Origin of the sequence: Nocardioides aestuarii (genome assembly GCF_039527245.1) — a bacterium.
GTDB classification, from domain to species: Bacteria; Actinomycetota; Actinomycetes; order Propionibacteriales; family Nocardioidaceae; genus Nocardioides; species Nocardioides aestuarii.
In genome coordinates this window covers 699,159-712,045 of the sequence record NZ_BAAAJT010000002.1, presented here as the reverse complement: position 1 = coordinate 712,045, position 12,887 = coordinate 699,159, and the positions used below count along the sequence as shown (strand labels likewise).

Sequence of the window (12,887 nt, the reverse complement as noted above, 5' to 3'; positions counted from 1 at the left end):
GGCATCAGATGCACGACTCGACCGTGACCTTCCAGGGCTGGCTCGGCGGTGAGGTCCGGCTCCGCTCGGCCGCCGGCGTCCCGGCGGCGTCCTTCCGGGTGGCGAGCACGCCGCGCCGGTTCCACCGCGCCACCAACACGTGGTCCGACGGGCCGACCCAGTGGTTCACCGTCACCGCCTGGCGGGCGCTCGCCCAGCACTGCGCCGACTCGCTCACGACCGGCGACCCCGTGGTCGTCCACGGACGGCTGAGCCAGTCCACGTGGGTCGGCGGTGACAACGTCGAGCGCTCGACGCTGGAGGTCGAGGCGGCCCTGGTCGGTCACGACCTCAACCGGGGCCGGAGCCGCTTCGCCAAGACCGAGCGTGGGGCCGGTGAACCCCGGGACGACCAGCCGGAGCCGGGCGGCGCGGAGGCCGGGCCCGCGGGGGAGGATGCTGCCTGACGCCGTGGTTCGGCGGGTCCGGCCGGCGCCGGTAGGCTCACCGATCATGGCTGAATACGTCTTCACGCTGCGCAACGTGCGCAAGGCCCACGGCGACAAGGTCGTCCTCGACAACGTCACCCTCTCGTTCCTCCACGGCGCCAAGATCGGCGTCGTCGGACCCAACGGCACCGGCAAGTCGTCGCTGCTGAAGATCATGGCCGGGCTCGACAACCCCAACAACGGCGACGCGATCCTCGACCCCGAGGCCACGGTCGGCATGCTCCAGCAGGAGCCGCCGCTGACCGAGGGCAGGACGGTCCAGGAGAACGTCGAGGAGGCGGTCGCCGAGATCAAGGGCAAGATGGCCCGGCTCGACGAGCTCTACATGATGATGGGCGACCCCGACGCCGACCAGGACAAGGTCGCGACCGAGGCCGGCGACCTCCAGAGCGAGCTCGACGCCGCCAACGTCTGGGACCTCGACAGCCGGCTCGAGCAGGCGATGGACGCGCTGCGCTGCCCGCCGCCCGACGCGATCGTCGACAACCTCTCCGGTGGTGAGCGCCGCCGTGTCGCGCTGTGCAAGCTGCTGCTGCAGCAGCCCGATCTGCTGCTGCTCGACGAGCCCACCAACCACCTCGACGCCGAGTCGGTGCAGTGGCTGGAGGGCCACCTCGCCTCCTACCCCGGCGCCGTCCTGGCCATCACCCACGACCGCTACTTCCTCGACAACGTCGCCGAGTGGATCCTCGAGCTCGACCGGGGCCAGACCCACCCCTACGAGGGCAACTACTCCACCTACCTGGAGACGAAGAAGGAGCGCCTCAAGATCGAGGGGCAGAAGGACGCCAAGCGCGCCAAGATGCTGGAGAAGGAGCTGGAGTGGGTCCGCTCCAACGCCAAGGCCCGGCAGACCAAGAGCCGCTCCCGTCTCGCCCGCTACGAGGAGATGGCGGCCGAGGCCGACCGGATGCGCAAGATCGACACCTCCGAGATCAACATCCCGGCGGGTCCGCGCCTCGGTGACGTCGTCCTCGAGGCGACCGACCTGACCAAGGGCTTCGAGGGCCGCACCCTCATGCACGACCTGTCGTTCTCGCTTCCCCGCGCGGGCATCGTCGGCGTCATCGGTCCCAACGGCGTCGGCAAGACGACGCTGTTCCGGATGATCACCGGCGGTGAGCAGCCCGACAGCGGCACGCTCAACGTCGGCCAGACGGTCAAGATCTCCTACGTCGACCAGAGCCGTGGCGGCATCGACCCGAACAAGAACGTCTGGGAGGTCGTCTCCGACGGTCTCGACTTCATCAAGGTCGCCAACTTCGAGATGAACTCGCGCGCCTACGTCGCGTCGTTCGGCTTCAAGGGCCCCGACCAGCAGAAGAAGGCCGGCGTCCTCTCCGGTGGAGAGCGCAACCGCCTCAACCTGGCACTGACGCTGAAGATGGGCGGCAACCTGCTGCTGCTCGACGAGCCGACCAACGACCTCGACGTCGAGACCCTCTCCTCGCTGGAGGACGCGATCCTCGACTTCCCCGGGTGCGCCGTGGTCACCTCCCACGACCGGTGGTTCCTCGACCGTGTCGCCACCCACATCCTCGCCTGGGAGGGCGACGACGAGGACGGCGGCAAGTGGTTCTGGTTCGAGGGCAACTTCGCCTCCTACGAGGAGAACAAGATCGAGCGCCTCGGCCTCGAGGCCGCGCGGCCCCACCGGGTCACCCACCGGCGGCTCACCCGGGACTGATCGCATCCGCGTCAGCGGATGCGATCGCTGGTGGTCGAGCAGCGACCGTCGCCGAGCGTGCGAGGCGACGACGGAGCGCGTCGTGACCCGGTGAGGCGAGGCACCCGACGGTGATCTGCTCGGATCACCGCCCTGGCTTCGCTCACCGGGTCTCGACCCGCGAGCCGTCGCAGGCTCGGTCGCGCGCTTGCTCGACCCGCGAGCCGTCGCGACTTCGCAGGCTCAGTCGCGGGCTAGCGGATCTCCATCTCGGGGTGGGCGGCGACGAGGTGGTCGGCCACCGCGTTCATGACGCGACCCATGGCCTCGAGGTCCTCGGGCTCGACAAGGTCGACGAGGTTCTCGCGCACACCCATGACGTGGGTCGGGGCGACGTTCTGGAGCAGCAGCCAGCCGCGGTCGGTCATCGCGCAGACGATGCCGCGGCCGTCCTCGGGTGACTTGAACCGCTCGACCAGCCCGGACTTCTCCAGCCGGCCGACCGTGTGGGTGACCCGGCTGCGGCTGTGGGCGAGCGAGTCCGCGAGCTGCGCCATCCGCATCCGACGACCGTCGGTCTCCGAGAGCCGCACCAGGATCTCGTACTCGGTCAGCGAGACGCCGTGGCGTCGGCTGAGGTCCTCGTCGAGCCGGTCGAAGAGCAACGTCGTGCCCATGATCAGTGCGCGCCAGTCGCGCTGCTGGTCCGGGTCGAGCCAACGGACCGCTCCGTCGTTCGGCCAGCGAGCCCCCGCGTCGTTCATGGCCGAATGCTAGCGATTCACCACCGCTCGAGGATCAACGCCATGCCCTGACCGCCGCCGACGCACATCGTGATCAGGCCGGTGGTCTTGTCGTGCCAGTCGAGGCTGTTGAGCATCGTGTTCTGCAGCCGGGCCCCCGTCATGCCGAACGGGTGGCCGACGGCGATCGAGCCACCGTTGACGTTGAGCCGGTCGAGGTCGATGCCGAGGTCCTGGTAGGACGGCACGACCTGGGCCGCGAAGGCCTCGTTGATCTCGACGAGGTCGATGTCGCCGATGCTCATGCCCGCGTGGGCGAGGGCGCGCTTCGTGGCCTCGACCGGGCCGAGCCCCATGATCTCGGGGGAGAGGCCGCTGACGCCGGTGGACACGATGCGGGCCAGGGGGGTGAGCCCGAGCTCGGCCGCCTTGGTGTCCGACATGATCACGACGGCAGCGGCGCCGTCGTTGAGCGGGCAGCAGTTGGCCGCCGTCACGACGCCGTCGGGACGGAACACCGGCTTCAGGTCGGCGGCCGCCTCCATCGTCACACCGGCGCGGGGGCCGTCGTCGGCGGTGACCTCGGTGCCGTCGGGCGTGGTGACCGGCGTGATCTCGCGCACCCAGAAGCCGTCGGCGATGGCCTTCTCCGCGAGGTTCTGGGAGCGGACGCCGAACTCGTCGAGCTCTTCGCGGGAGAGACCGCGCTGCTTGGCGAGGTTCTCGGCGGTCTGGCCCATGGCGATGTAGATGTCGGGGATGGCGCCGTCCTCGCGCGGGTCGTGCCAACCCTCGCCACCCTGCGCCTGCCGGTCGGTCCGCGCCACCGCGTCGGCGAACCGCGGGTTCTGGGTGTCGGGCCAGTGGTCGGAGGTGCCCTTCGCGAAGCGGGAGACCGTCTCGACGCCGGCGGAGATGAAGACGTCGCCCTCGCCGGCCTTGATGGCGTGGAACGCCATCCGGGTGGTCTGCACCGAGGAGGCGCAGTAGCGCGTGATCGTCGCGCCGGGCACGTCGTCCATGCCGTTGATGACGTTGACGACGCGACCCATGTTGAACCCGGACTCCCCGCCGGGGAGCCCGCATCCGAGGTAGAGGTCGTCGACCGTGTGGGGGTCGAGCGCCGGCACCTTGTCGAGCGCCGTCCGCACGATGGTCGCCGCCAGCTCGTCGGGTCGCAGGTCCTTCAGCGAGCCCTTGTTGGCCCGGCCGATGGGGGAGCGGGCGGCGGACACGATCACGGCTTCGGGCATGACGACTCCTCGCGAACGGGGTGGTGGGTTACTGCCCGGTCACCCTAGCCCCGCGGGGCAGGCGGCTGAGTACGGCGGCGGGTGATCCGGGCCACCTCGCGGGAGGATGGTGATGACATGGACTCCCGCTTCGAGGCCTTCGGCACCAGTCACGTCGTGATGCTGGTGCTGTTCGTCGTCGCGATCCCGGTGGTCGTGTGGTGGGGTCGGCGGGTGCGGGGCACCGGTGGCGAGGAGCGCTCGCGCCGGATCGTCGCCGTCGGCATCGTCGCCACCGCCCTGCCCCTGCAGGTCCTCCAGCTCCTCCCGTCCGACTGGGACTTCGCGACCTCGCTCCCGCTCCAGCTCTGCGACCTCGCCTGGATGGTGGCCGTCGTCGGGCTCTGGACGCGGGCACCGTGGGCTGCAGCGCTGACCTACTACTGGGGCCTCACCCTCACCACCCAGGCGATGCTCACCCCGGCGTTGGTCCAGGACTTCCCGCACCCGCGCTACATCGGCTTCTGGGTGATGCACCTGCTCGTCGTCTGGGCCGCGATCTACCTGACAGTCGGCCTCGGGATCCGCCCGACCTGGCGCCTGTACGCCCTGACCGTGGGCCTCACGTCGGTGTGGGTCACGGTCGTGATGACGTTCAACACCGTCGTCGACACCAACTACGGCTACCTCAACGCCAAGCCAGGCACCGGCTCCGCCCTGGACCTGCTCGGCCCCTGGCCGTGGTACGTCGTCATCGAGGTCGTCGTCGTCGCCGCGGTCTGGGCCCTCATCACCCTCCCGTGGACACGCACCGGCGTCGGCCATCTCGATCTGCCACGGGGCGCCGAGGATCCGTCTAGCCTTCGCCGGTGACCTCTCCACCGGCCGGCTGGTACCCGGACCCCCAGGGACTCGGACAGCGCTTCTGGGACGGCACCGGCTGGACCGACCAGGTGCGTCCCGGCGGGTCGCGGCCCCCGGAGGAGCCCGTGCTCCGCGAACCGGTGGTGGCGTGGTCGCTCACCGCTGGTGCGATCACCTACGTGGCGCTGCTGGTCCTGCTCGGTCCGCTCCTCGAGGGCGGTGGCGCCTACCTGGCCGGCCGGCTCTCCGTCCCCGCTGCGGTGGGCGTGGGCGTGATGGTCCTGGTCGGTAGGACGAGCAGTCGCCCCCTGGGCTGGTGGGTCTACGCGCTCGGGGTCCCTGCCAGCGCGTTCGCGCTGGCGGTGGCGATCTCGTCGTCGGAGCTCGTCGAGGCGGCGCGGGTCTCGGCCGGCACCGACGGGAGCTCGTCCTCGTCGCTGCCCGAGCTGACCCTCCCCACGGACGGTGGTGGGTGGACGGTCCTGGACTCACGGCGCGCGCGCACGCAGGCACGCCGGATCACCGACGCGATGGAGGCGGAGTTCGCCGGCCGTGGCGTCGGCCCCATCGTCGGGTCGTTCTACGCCCACGCGGACGCCGCGACCACCTCGGTGCTCTTCGTGGGGGTCAACGGAGACATCGACCCGGGCATCTCGCCGGAGCAGAACCTCACCAACTTCCTGGCCGGCGCCAAGGTCGAGGAGCCCGAGCGCTTCGACCCCGGTGACGTGGGTGGGGTCCTGGGGTGCGGTGAGGGGTCCGGGCAGGGTCTGGAGTGGGTCAGCTGTGCCTGGGCCACCGACTCCCGGATCGTCGCGCTCCGCTGGGACGACCGGTCCGTCACCGTCGACGCGGCGGCCGAGCTCACCCGCGACCTGCGGGACCGCGCCCTGGCGGGCCGCACGTCCGGGTAAAGGACTGCCGGTTCGACGTCCACGGCGCGTCCGAGGCGGCACCATGGCGGGGTGTCGAGGCTCGCCGTGATCGGATCTGCCGCCGCCGTGGGTGGGATCGTGGTGGCAGCCGCCCTCGTGGTGGCCGGGTCCGGTGGCGATGCCGACGAGGCGCAGGCTGCCGCGGTCGCGGCAGCGCAGCCGGTGCCCTTCGTGCTCGATGCCTCCGTCGACGGCATGTGGGTCGGTGTCCGGCAGCGCTACGAGGAGGACCGGGTGCTGACAGGAGGACACGCCGTCATCGGGGGCCGGACCGATGCGGGCCTGATCTTCTGGTCCCGCCGATTCGAGGGCCGCGACCCGGATCCCTTCCCGGTCGCCGCGGGGTCCGAGGCCCTCATCCTCAAGGACGTCCGGCCCGACTGCAGCGCTCCGCAGGACGTCCCGGTGCTCGTCGTCACGTCCCGCGCTGCCGACGGTGAGGAGCACCGTGACTCCTACCGGCCGGCCGACGCGGACGCCTGGGAGGAGACGCTCGGTGCCTACTGCAGGCTCGAGCCCCAGGTGAGGGTGACCGGGTCGAGCCAACGGGCGGACGGATCCTTCAGCGTGACGCTCGAGATCCGCAATCCGACCGAGGAGGCGGTCGACGTGGTCTCGGAGGGGTTCACGGAGGGGTCGACCACGTGGGAGCCGGCGTCGACCACCGTGCCTCCCCGGGGCAAGGGGGAGCTCGTGGTGTCCGGCGAGGGGCAGGGGTGTTCCGCCACCAACCCCTGGACCACGGGGCGGCTGACGCTCGACGGGGTCGCGCCGGACATGGACGAGGCCTCCTCGGAGCAGTGCTGAGGAGCGACAGCCCGACTCAGCCGTGATCGCGGTGGTGCACGGCGAGCCCGGCGGCGATCCGCTCGACCAGGTCGTAGGGCACGCCGTCGCGGTAGAAGAAGCGCACCGTGTCCTTGGCCGCGCGGTGGGGAGCGACCTCGGTCTCGAGCCCCGGGTCGAGCGTGGCCACGGGGTAGAGCCCGACGTGCTTCTTCCACCCGGCGAAGTGGAGGCCGTAGCTCCTTCCGGGGAACATGAAGGCCGGCATGCCGTAGCGGATCCGCTCCTCAGCCCCGGGCAGCGCACGGCGGATCGCCGCGGCCACCTCGGCGAGCACGGGGCGGATGTCGTCCGGGAAGCCTGCGAGGTAGTCGTCCACCGTCTCGGGCGTCGGGCTCATGGGGACGAGTCTCTGGCAGAGTCGGCGCCGTGCGCCACGTCTACGAGTGCCCGATGCGCTGGGCCGACCTCGACCTGCTCGGCCACGTCAACAACGTGACCTACGTCGACTACCTCCAGGAGGCGCGCGTCGACCTGCTGCGCCACCACGGACCGGCGGCCACGGCACAGACCGGGCTGGTCGAGGGCGTGGTCGTCGTCCGCCACGAGGTGCGCTACGTCGCCCCGCTGCTCTTCGAGGCCGAGACGGTGTCGATCGAGGTCTGGGTGACCGAGGTCCGCGCCGCGAGCTTCACCCTCGCCTACGAGGTCTTCCACGAGGGTGACGACGGCGAGCGTCGGGTCTACCTGCGTGCGAGCACGCTGCTGACGCCGTACGTGTTCGCGACCGAGCGGCCCCGACGGCTGGCCCCCGAGGAGCGGGCGGCGCTCGAGCCCTACCTCGAGCCGGCCGAGGCCGTGCGCACGCGCCGGGTCGAGCCGGTGCGCGACGAGCTCGGCCACTACCCGGTCCACGTACGGTTCTCCGACGTCGACGTCTACGGCCACACCAACAACGTGAAGTACTTCGAATACTTCCAGGAGGCCCGGATCCGGCTCTTCGAGCGGCTCTGGAGCGATCTCGGGAGCTTTGGCGAGCGTCCCCCGGTGGTGGTCGCCCAGACCGACGTCGACTACGCCGTCCCGATCCTGTTGCGCCCCGAGCCCTACGACGCGTGGTCGTGGATCTCCCACGTCGGTACGACGTCGATGACGATCGAGGGCGAGATCTGCGACGGCGACACCGTGCTCTCCAGAGCGCGGGTGGTGGTCGTCTTCCTCGACCCCGCCACCGGCCGGCCCGCCGCACCCCCGGAGGACTACGCCGAGCGGCTCAGGGCTGCGGCGGAGCAGGCGACTCGAACGAGTTGACCATGAACTGCGCGGCGTGGGTGACGTAGTCCCAGAACCGCGCGTCCTGCTCCGCGGTCAGCTCGACGGCGTCGAGCCCCTCCCGGAAGTGCACGAGCCAGCGGTCCTTGGCCTCGGGCGTCACCGCGAACGGCGCGTGGCGCATCCGCAGCCGGGGGTGGCCGCGGGTGTCCGAGTAGGTCGTCGGCCCGCCCCAGTACTGGACCAGGAACAGCAGGAACCGCTCCTCGGCCGGTCCGAGGTCCTCCTCGGGATAGAGCGGCCGCAGCACGTCGTCGGTCGCCACGCCCTCGTAGAAGCGGTGGACGATGCGCCGGAAGGTCTCGAACCCGCCGATCTCGTCGTAGAACGTCGTCGTCACGCGCGGGTGTCCTCGGTCTCGTCGGAGCGGTCGGGCGCGGGCTCGGTCGCCGTGACGTTGTCGGGGGCGTCACGGTGCCAGACCACGCGCTGCTGGTAGGGGATCTCGATGCCCTCGTGGTCGAAGCGGGCCTTGATGCGGGCGCGCATCTCCCGGGCGATCGCCCACTGCTCCAGGGGCGCCGTCTTGAGCGCGACGCGCACCACCACCCCGTCCATGCCGAGGTCCTGCACACCCCAGACCGAGGGCTCCTCGATCACGCGGCCCTTGAAGTCCTCGTCCTCCCAGACGTCGTGGGCGACGTCCTCGAGCACGCGACGGACGTGGTTGAGGTCCTCGTGGTAGGCCACCGAGATGTCGAGGACCGTGCGCGCCCAGTTCTGGCTCATGTTGCCGACGCGCATGATGTTGCCGTTGCGGACGTACCAGACGGTGCCGTTGATGTCGCGCACGCGCGTCACCCGCAGGCTCACGGCCTCCACGGTCCCGATCGCGTCGCCGAGGTCGACCTCGTCGCCCACGCCGTACTGGTCCTCCACGATCATGAAGACACCGGACAGGAAGTCGCTCACCAGGCTCTGGGCACCGAAGCCGAGGGCGAGGCCGAGGATGCCGGCGGAGGCGATGATCGGACCGATGTTGACCCCGATCTCGCTGAGCATCATGGTCGCGACGATCGCCGCGACGATGCCGGTGACGATGCTCTTGAGCAGCGAGCCCATCGTCTTGGCGCGCTGGACGCGGCGGGTCGCCGTGGCCATCTCCTGCGGCGAGCGCATCTTCCCGGGTCCGAGCGAGCCGAGGGAGAGCCGCTGCACCCGGGACGGCAGCATCCCCGTCTCGGCGCGCTTCACGATCCGGTCGACGAGCCGGTGGAGGACCCACCGGATCACCAGGCCGAGGATGAGCAGGCCGAGGAGGGTCAGGGGGAGCCCGATGAAGAAGTTCGCGATCCCCGCGGTCGTGGTGCTCTGGGTCTGGTCGAAGACCCACTCGCAGACCGCTTCGCCCTCGGCACAGGTCGACTCAGCGAAATGGAACATGGCCCCCAGTATGTCGGTCGCCCAAGCCCGCCACGGACGGGGTTCGGCGACCGGCGCCGGGCTTCGATACGCTGCTCCCGTGACCTCGCCGCTGATCCGCCGTACCGCACTGCTGCTCGTCGCCGCCACCGTCCCGGTGCTGGTCGCGAGCCCCGCCGGCGCCGAGGTCCCGGAGGGGTGGAGCAACCCCGACGACGTCAGCTTCCTCCACCTGCTCCTGACGGTCGCCGGCATCCCGCTGGTGCTCGCGGTGCTGATCGCGCTCGCGGTCTACCTGCCGGCGCTGGCCCGCGGCGAGAAGGTCGCCCCCGGCGCCACGACCCAGGACGAGTGGTTCGGCGGCCCGAACCGTCAGCCGGCCGAGATCGAGGCCGGAGAGGCCCGGACGACCGGTGGCGGCAGTGGCAGCTGGTGAGCTGAGCCACGGCGACCGGATCGAGGTCGACCGCGCGATCCGCGCGGCCGAGCAGTCCTGCCGCTTCGAGTTCTCCGTCTTCGTGGGCCGCTCCCAGGGCGACTCGCGAGCCTTCGCCGAGCGGCTCCACGGGGCGACCGTCGCACCCGACCGGTCGGTCCTGCTGCTCGTCGACCCCGCGGCGCGCCGGCTCGAGGTCGTCACCGGTGAGGTCGTCCGCCGCCGGCTGACCGACAACGAGGTCGACCTCGCCGTGCTCCAGATGCAGTCGGCCTTCGCCGAGGGCAGCCTCGTCGACGGGCTGACCCGCGGCATCGCCCAGCTCGCCGAGCACGCGCGGGACTGACGCCGGCTCACGACGCACTCCACCACGCACGAGGGGCCGGCACCGCAGCTGCGGTGCCGGCCCCTCGGCCGTGCGGAGCGGCCTCAGCCGCGGGCGTCGTGGTCCTGCGCCGCCAGCGCGCGGGCGACGTCGGCGCGTCCCTCGACCACGTAGCGGCGGGCGCCCGGGTGGGCGCTGCTCGTGGCCAGCCACTCGTCGACCCGCTCGAGCAGGGCGGGGGAGCCGAGGGGCTTGGGGAAGATGTACTCGAGGACGACCGCGGCCTTGTGGGTGCCGATCTCGTCGTAGAGCGTCTCGGCGGCGGTGAGGTAGCGCTCGAGGTAGGGCTCGAGCACGTCCTCCTGGAACGGCCGCATGAAGGAGAGCACGACCGAGCGCGAGGTCTCGTTCGGGGTCTTCGGGTCGAGCACCAGCGCCCACGCGGCCGCCTTGGCCTCGGCGGTCGGCTGGGCGGCGCGGGCCGCGGCGGCGTCCTCCTGGCCGGAGATGGTGCCGTCACGCTCCTCCTCGGCGGCGATCTCGGCCTCGCCGGCACGTCCGGCCCGGGCGAGCCCGGTCAGCAGCACCCAGCGCAGGTCCTGGTCGACCGCGAGGCCCGCCGGCACCGCGGTGCCGTCGAGCATCGCCTGGACCTCGTCGAGCGCCTCGGGGGAGTGGGCCGCAGCGGCGAGCTGGCGCACGAACGTCAGCTGGTGGTCGCTGCCCGGGGCCGCGTCGTGGGCCAGGGCGCGCAGGCCCTGCTCCCACGTGGCGCGCAGCTCGTCGCGCGTCGCCGGGGCGGCGTACGACGCCACGGCGAGCGCCGCGAAGCGGGGGAGCGCGGTGATGCCCCACGGGTCGGTCTCGGTCGCGATGTTGTCGAGGACCAGCCGCACGAAGTCGGTCGCGCGCATCTCGGCATCACGGGTCATGTCCCACGCCGCTCCCCAGCACAGGGCGCGCGCCAGGGAGTCGTCGAGCCGGCCGAGGCCGCCGACGACGGTCGCGAGCGAGCGCTCGTCGAGCCGGATCTTGGCGTAGGTGAGGTCGTCGTCGTTGAGCAGCAGCAGGTCGGGCTGGGCCTTGCCGACGAGCTCGGGGATCTCCGAGAGCTGGTCGCGCACGTCGACCTCGACCCGCTCGCGACGCACCAGCGCCCCGTCGACCTCGTCGTAGAGGCCGATCGCGATCCGGTGGCGACGCAGGGTCGGCCAGTCGGGGTGGGCGGTCTGCCGCACGCCGAAGGAGGCGTAGGTGCCGTCCTCGGCGAGCTCGAACTCCGGCGCGAGGGTGTTGACCCCGGCGGTCTGCAGCCACTCCTGGGCCCAGGAGTCGAGCTCACGACCCGAGGCCTTCTCGAGCGCGGTCAGCAGGTCGGCGAACTCGCTGTTGGAGAAGGCGAAGTCGTGGAAGTAGTTGCGCAGGCCGGCGAGGAACGGGTCGAGCCCGACCCAGGCCACCAGCTGCTTGAGCACCGCCGCACCCTTGGCGTAGGTGATCATGTCGAAGTTGACCTCGACCGCGTGGAGGTCGGGGTTGTCTGCCGCGATCGGGTGGGTGCTCGGCAGCTGGTCCTGGCGGTAGCCGGTCTGCTTGCGCGCGTTGGTGAAGCCGGTCCAGGCCTCGGTGAACTCGGTCGCCTCGACCTCGGCGTGGTAGCAGGCCCACTCGGCGAAGGACTCGTTGAGCCAGAGGTCGTCCCACCACTTCATGGTGACGAGGTCGCCGAACCACATGTGGGCCATCTCGTGGAGGATCACCGAGCCGCGGAACTCGTAGAACGAGGCGTCCTGGCGGCTGCGGGGGAGGTACTCGTCGCGCAGCGTCACGCAGCCGGCGTTCTCCATCGCGCCCATGTTGTACTCCGGCACGTAGAGCTGGTCGTACTTCTCGAACGGGTAGGGGTAGCCGAAGATCCGCTCGAAGAACTCGAAGCCCTGGCGCGTGATCTTCACCAGCTCGTCGACGTCGAGGTGCTCGACGAGCGACTGGCGGCAGTAGTGGCCCAGCGGGATGGTGCCGTGCTCGCCCTCGTAGGTGTCGAACACGCCGTGGTACTCACCAGCCACGATGGCGGTGATGTAGGTCGACATCGGCTTGGTCGGCGGGAAGTGCCAGACCGCGACGCCGTCACCGGCGGCGACCGGCTCGGGGGTGGGCGCGTTGGAGACGACCACCCAGTGCGACGGCGCGGTCACGTTGAAGGTGAACCGGCTCTTGAGGTCGGGCTGCTCGAAGGTGGCGTAGACGCGGCGCGCGTCGGGCACCTCGAACTGGCTGTAGAGGTAGACCCGGTCGTCGACGGGGTCGACGAAGCGGTGGAGGCCCTCGCCGCTGCGGCTGTAGGTGCAGTCGGCGACCACGACGAGCTCGTTGTCCTCGGCGAGGTCGGTCAGCGCGATCCGGCTGTCGGCGTACGCCGCGGCAGGGTCGATCGAGCGCCCGTTGAGCGTGATCGAGTGGACCGTCGCGTCGACGAGGTCGAGGAAGGTGTCGCTGCCCGGCTGCCGGCAGGTGAAGCGCAGCGTGGTGGTCGAGCCGAAGGTCGTCTCTCCGGTGGTCAGGTCGAGGTCGACCGTGTAGGAGGTGACGTCGAGCAGTGCGGCGCGGCGGGCGGCCTCGTCGCGCGTGAGGTTGGTTCCGGGCATGACCGGCATCATCACAGAGCGCCTCACAGCGGCCCAATCGTTGGTGCGGACGCGCTACGGGGCCCGCGGG

At 71.0% G+C, this 12,887-nt stretch carries 14 protein-coding genes; 8 read left to right on the top strand and 6 right to left on the bottom strand.

What is annotated here, in order from left to right; genetic code table 11:
• Nucleotides 1–8: 8 nt before the first annotated feature.
• Together ABD091_RS03550 and ettA are read left to right on the top strand one after the other, a co-directional pair.
• The gene (locus ABD091_RS03550) at nucleotides 9–446 is read left to right on the top strand and encodes a single-stranded DNA-binding protein (RefSeq protein WP_343915767.1); all 438 of its coding nucleotides are present in this window, start codon (nucleotides 9–11) and stop codon (nucleotides 444–446) included.
• A gap of 46 nt (nucleotides 447–492) precedes the next feature.
• Complete coding sequence (gene ettA / locus ABD091_RS03545; RefSeq protein ID WP_343915766.1) at nucleotides 493–2,175, top strand: energy-dependent translational throttle protein EttA; 1,683 nt, start codon at nucleotides 493–495, stop codon at nucleotides 2,173–2,175.
• A 233-nt stretch (nucleotides 2,176–2,408) separates the two neighbouring features.
• On the opposite strand, the gene ABD091_RS03540 is transcribed toward ettA, so the two are convergent.
• Nucleotides 2,409–2,918, bottom strand: coding sequence for a MarR family winged helix-turn-helix transcriptional regulator (locus ABD091_RS03540; protein WP_343915765.1), 510 nt, complete (start codon nucleotides 2,916–2,918; stop codon nucleotides 2,409–2,411).
• A gap of 17 nt (nucleotides 2,919–2,935) precedes the next feature.
• The gene (locus tag ABD091_RS03535) at nucleotides 2,936–4,150 is read right to left on the bottom strand and encodes an acetyl-CoA C-acetyltransferase (protein ID WP_343915764.1); all 1,215 of its coding nucleotides are present in this window, start codon (nucleotides 4,148–4,150) and stop codon (nucleotides 2,936–2,938) included.
• Between the two features lie 117 nt (nucleotides 4,151–4,267).
• On the opposite strand from ABD091_RS03535, the gene ABD091_RS03530 reads away from it, so the two are divergent.
• From ABD091_RS03530 to ABD091_RS03520, 3 genes are all read left to right on the top strand, one after another.
• The gene (locus ABD091_RS03530; protein ID WP_343915763.1) at nucleotides 4,268–5,002 is read left to right on the top strand and encodes a YwaF family protein; all 735 of its coding nucleotides are present in this window, start codon (nucleotides 4,268–4,270) and stop codon (nucleotides 5,000–5,002) included.
• Nucleotides 4,999–5,907, top strand: a complete 909-nt coding sequence (locus tag ABD091_RS03525; RefSeq protein WP_343915762.1) for a DUF2510 domain-containing protein — start codon at nucleotides 4,999–5,001, stop codon at nucleotides 5,905–5,907. The genes ABD091_RS03530 and ABD091_RS03525 overlap by 4 nt, the downstream gene beginning before the upstream one ends.
• A gap of 66 nt (nucleotides 5,908–5,973) precedes the next feature.
• Nucleotides 5,974–6,735, top strand: a complete 762-nt coding sequence (locus ABD091_RS03520; protein WP_343915761.1) for a hypothetical protein — start codon at nucleotides 5,974–5,976, stop codon at nucleotides 6,733–6,735.
• 16 nt (nucleotides 6,736–6,751) lie between these two features.
• On the opposite strand, the gene ABD091_RS03515 is transcribed toward ABD091_RS03520, so the two are convergent.
• Nucleotides 6,752–7,114: an iron chaperone gene (locus ABD091_RS03515; RefSeq protein ID WP_343915760.1), complete on the bottom strand. Its 363-nt coding sequence runs from the start codon at nucleotides 7,112–7,114 to the stop codon at nucleotides 6,752–6,754.
• A gap of 29 nt (nucleotides 7,115–7,143) precedes the next feature.
• On the opposite strand from ABD091_RS03515, the gene ABD091_RS03510 reads away from it, so the two are divergent.
• Nucleotides 7,144–8,025 carry an acyl-CoA thioesterase gene (locus tag ABD091_RS03510; RefSeq protein ID WP_343915759.1) on the top strand — a complete coding sequence of 294 codons (882 nt, stop codon included), beginning with the start codon at nucleotides 7,144–7,146 and terminating at the stop codon, nucleotides 8,023–8,025.
• Here ABD091_RS03510 and ABD091_RS03505 read toward each other — a convergent pair.
• Complete coding sequence (locus ABD091_RS03505; RefSeq protein WP_343915758.1) at nucleotides 7,988–8,386, bottom strand: globin; 399 nt, start codon at nucleotides 8,384–8,386, stop codon at nucleotides 7,988–7,990. The two genes, ABD091_RS03510 and ABD091_RS03505, sit on opposite strands and share 38 nt — an antisense overlap.
• A complete protein-coding gene (locus tag ABD091_RS03500; RefSeq protein WP_343915757.1) occupies nucleotides 8,383–9,429 on the bottom strand; it encodes a mechanosensitive ion channel family protein in 1,047 nt (348 codons plus the stop codon). Before ABD091_RS03500 ends, ABD091_RS03505 begins: the two co-directional genes overlap by 4 nt.
• Before the next feature lie 79 nt (nucleotides 9,430–9,508).
• Here ABD091_RS03500 and ABD091_RS03495 point away from each other — a divergent pair, with 79 nt between their 5' ends.
• Nucleotides 9,509–9,844, top strand: a complete 336-nt coding sequence (locus ABD091_RS03495; protein WP_343915756.1) for a hypothetical protein — start codon at nucleotides 9,509–9,511, stop codon at nucleotides 9,842–9,844.
• Nucleotides 9,831–10,190, top strand: coding sequence for a DUF5130 family protein (locus ABD091_RS03490; RefSeq protein WP_343915755.1), 360 nt, complete (start codon nucleotides 9,831–9,833; stop codon nucleotides 10,188–10,190). Before ABD091_RS03495 ends, ABD091_RS03490 begins: the two co-directional genes overlap by 14 nt.
• Before the next feature lie 83 nt (nucleotides 10,191–10,273).
• Here ABD091_RS03490 and pepN read toward each other — a convergent pair whose 3' ends face one another.
• On the bottom strand, nucleotides 10,274–12,817 hold the full coding sequence (gene pepN, locus ABD091_RS03485) for an aminopeptidase N (protein ID WP_343915754.1): 2,544 nt from the start codon (nucleotides 12,815–12,817) through the stop codon (nucleotides 10,274–10,276).
• Nucleotides 12,818–12,887 lie beyond the last annotated feature (70 nt).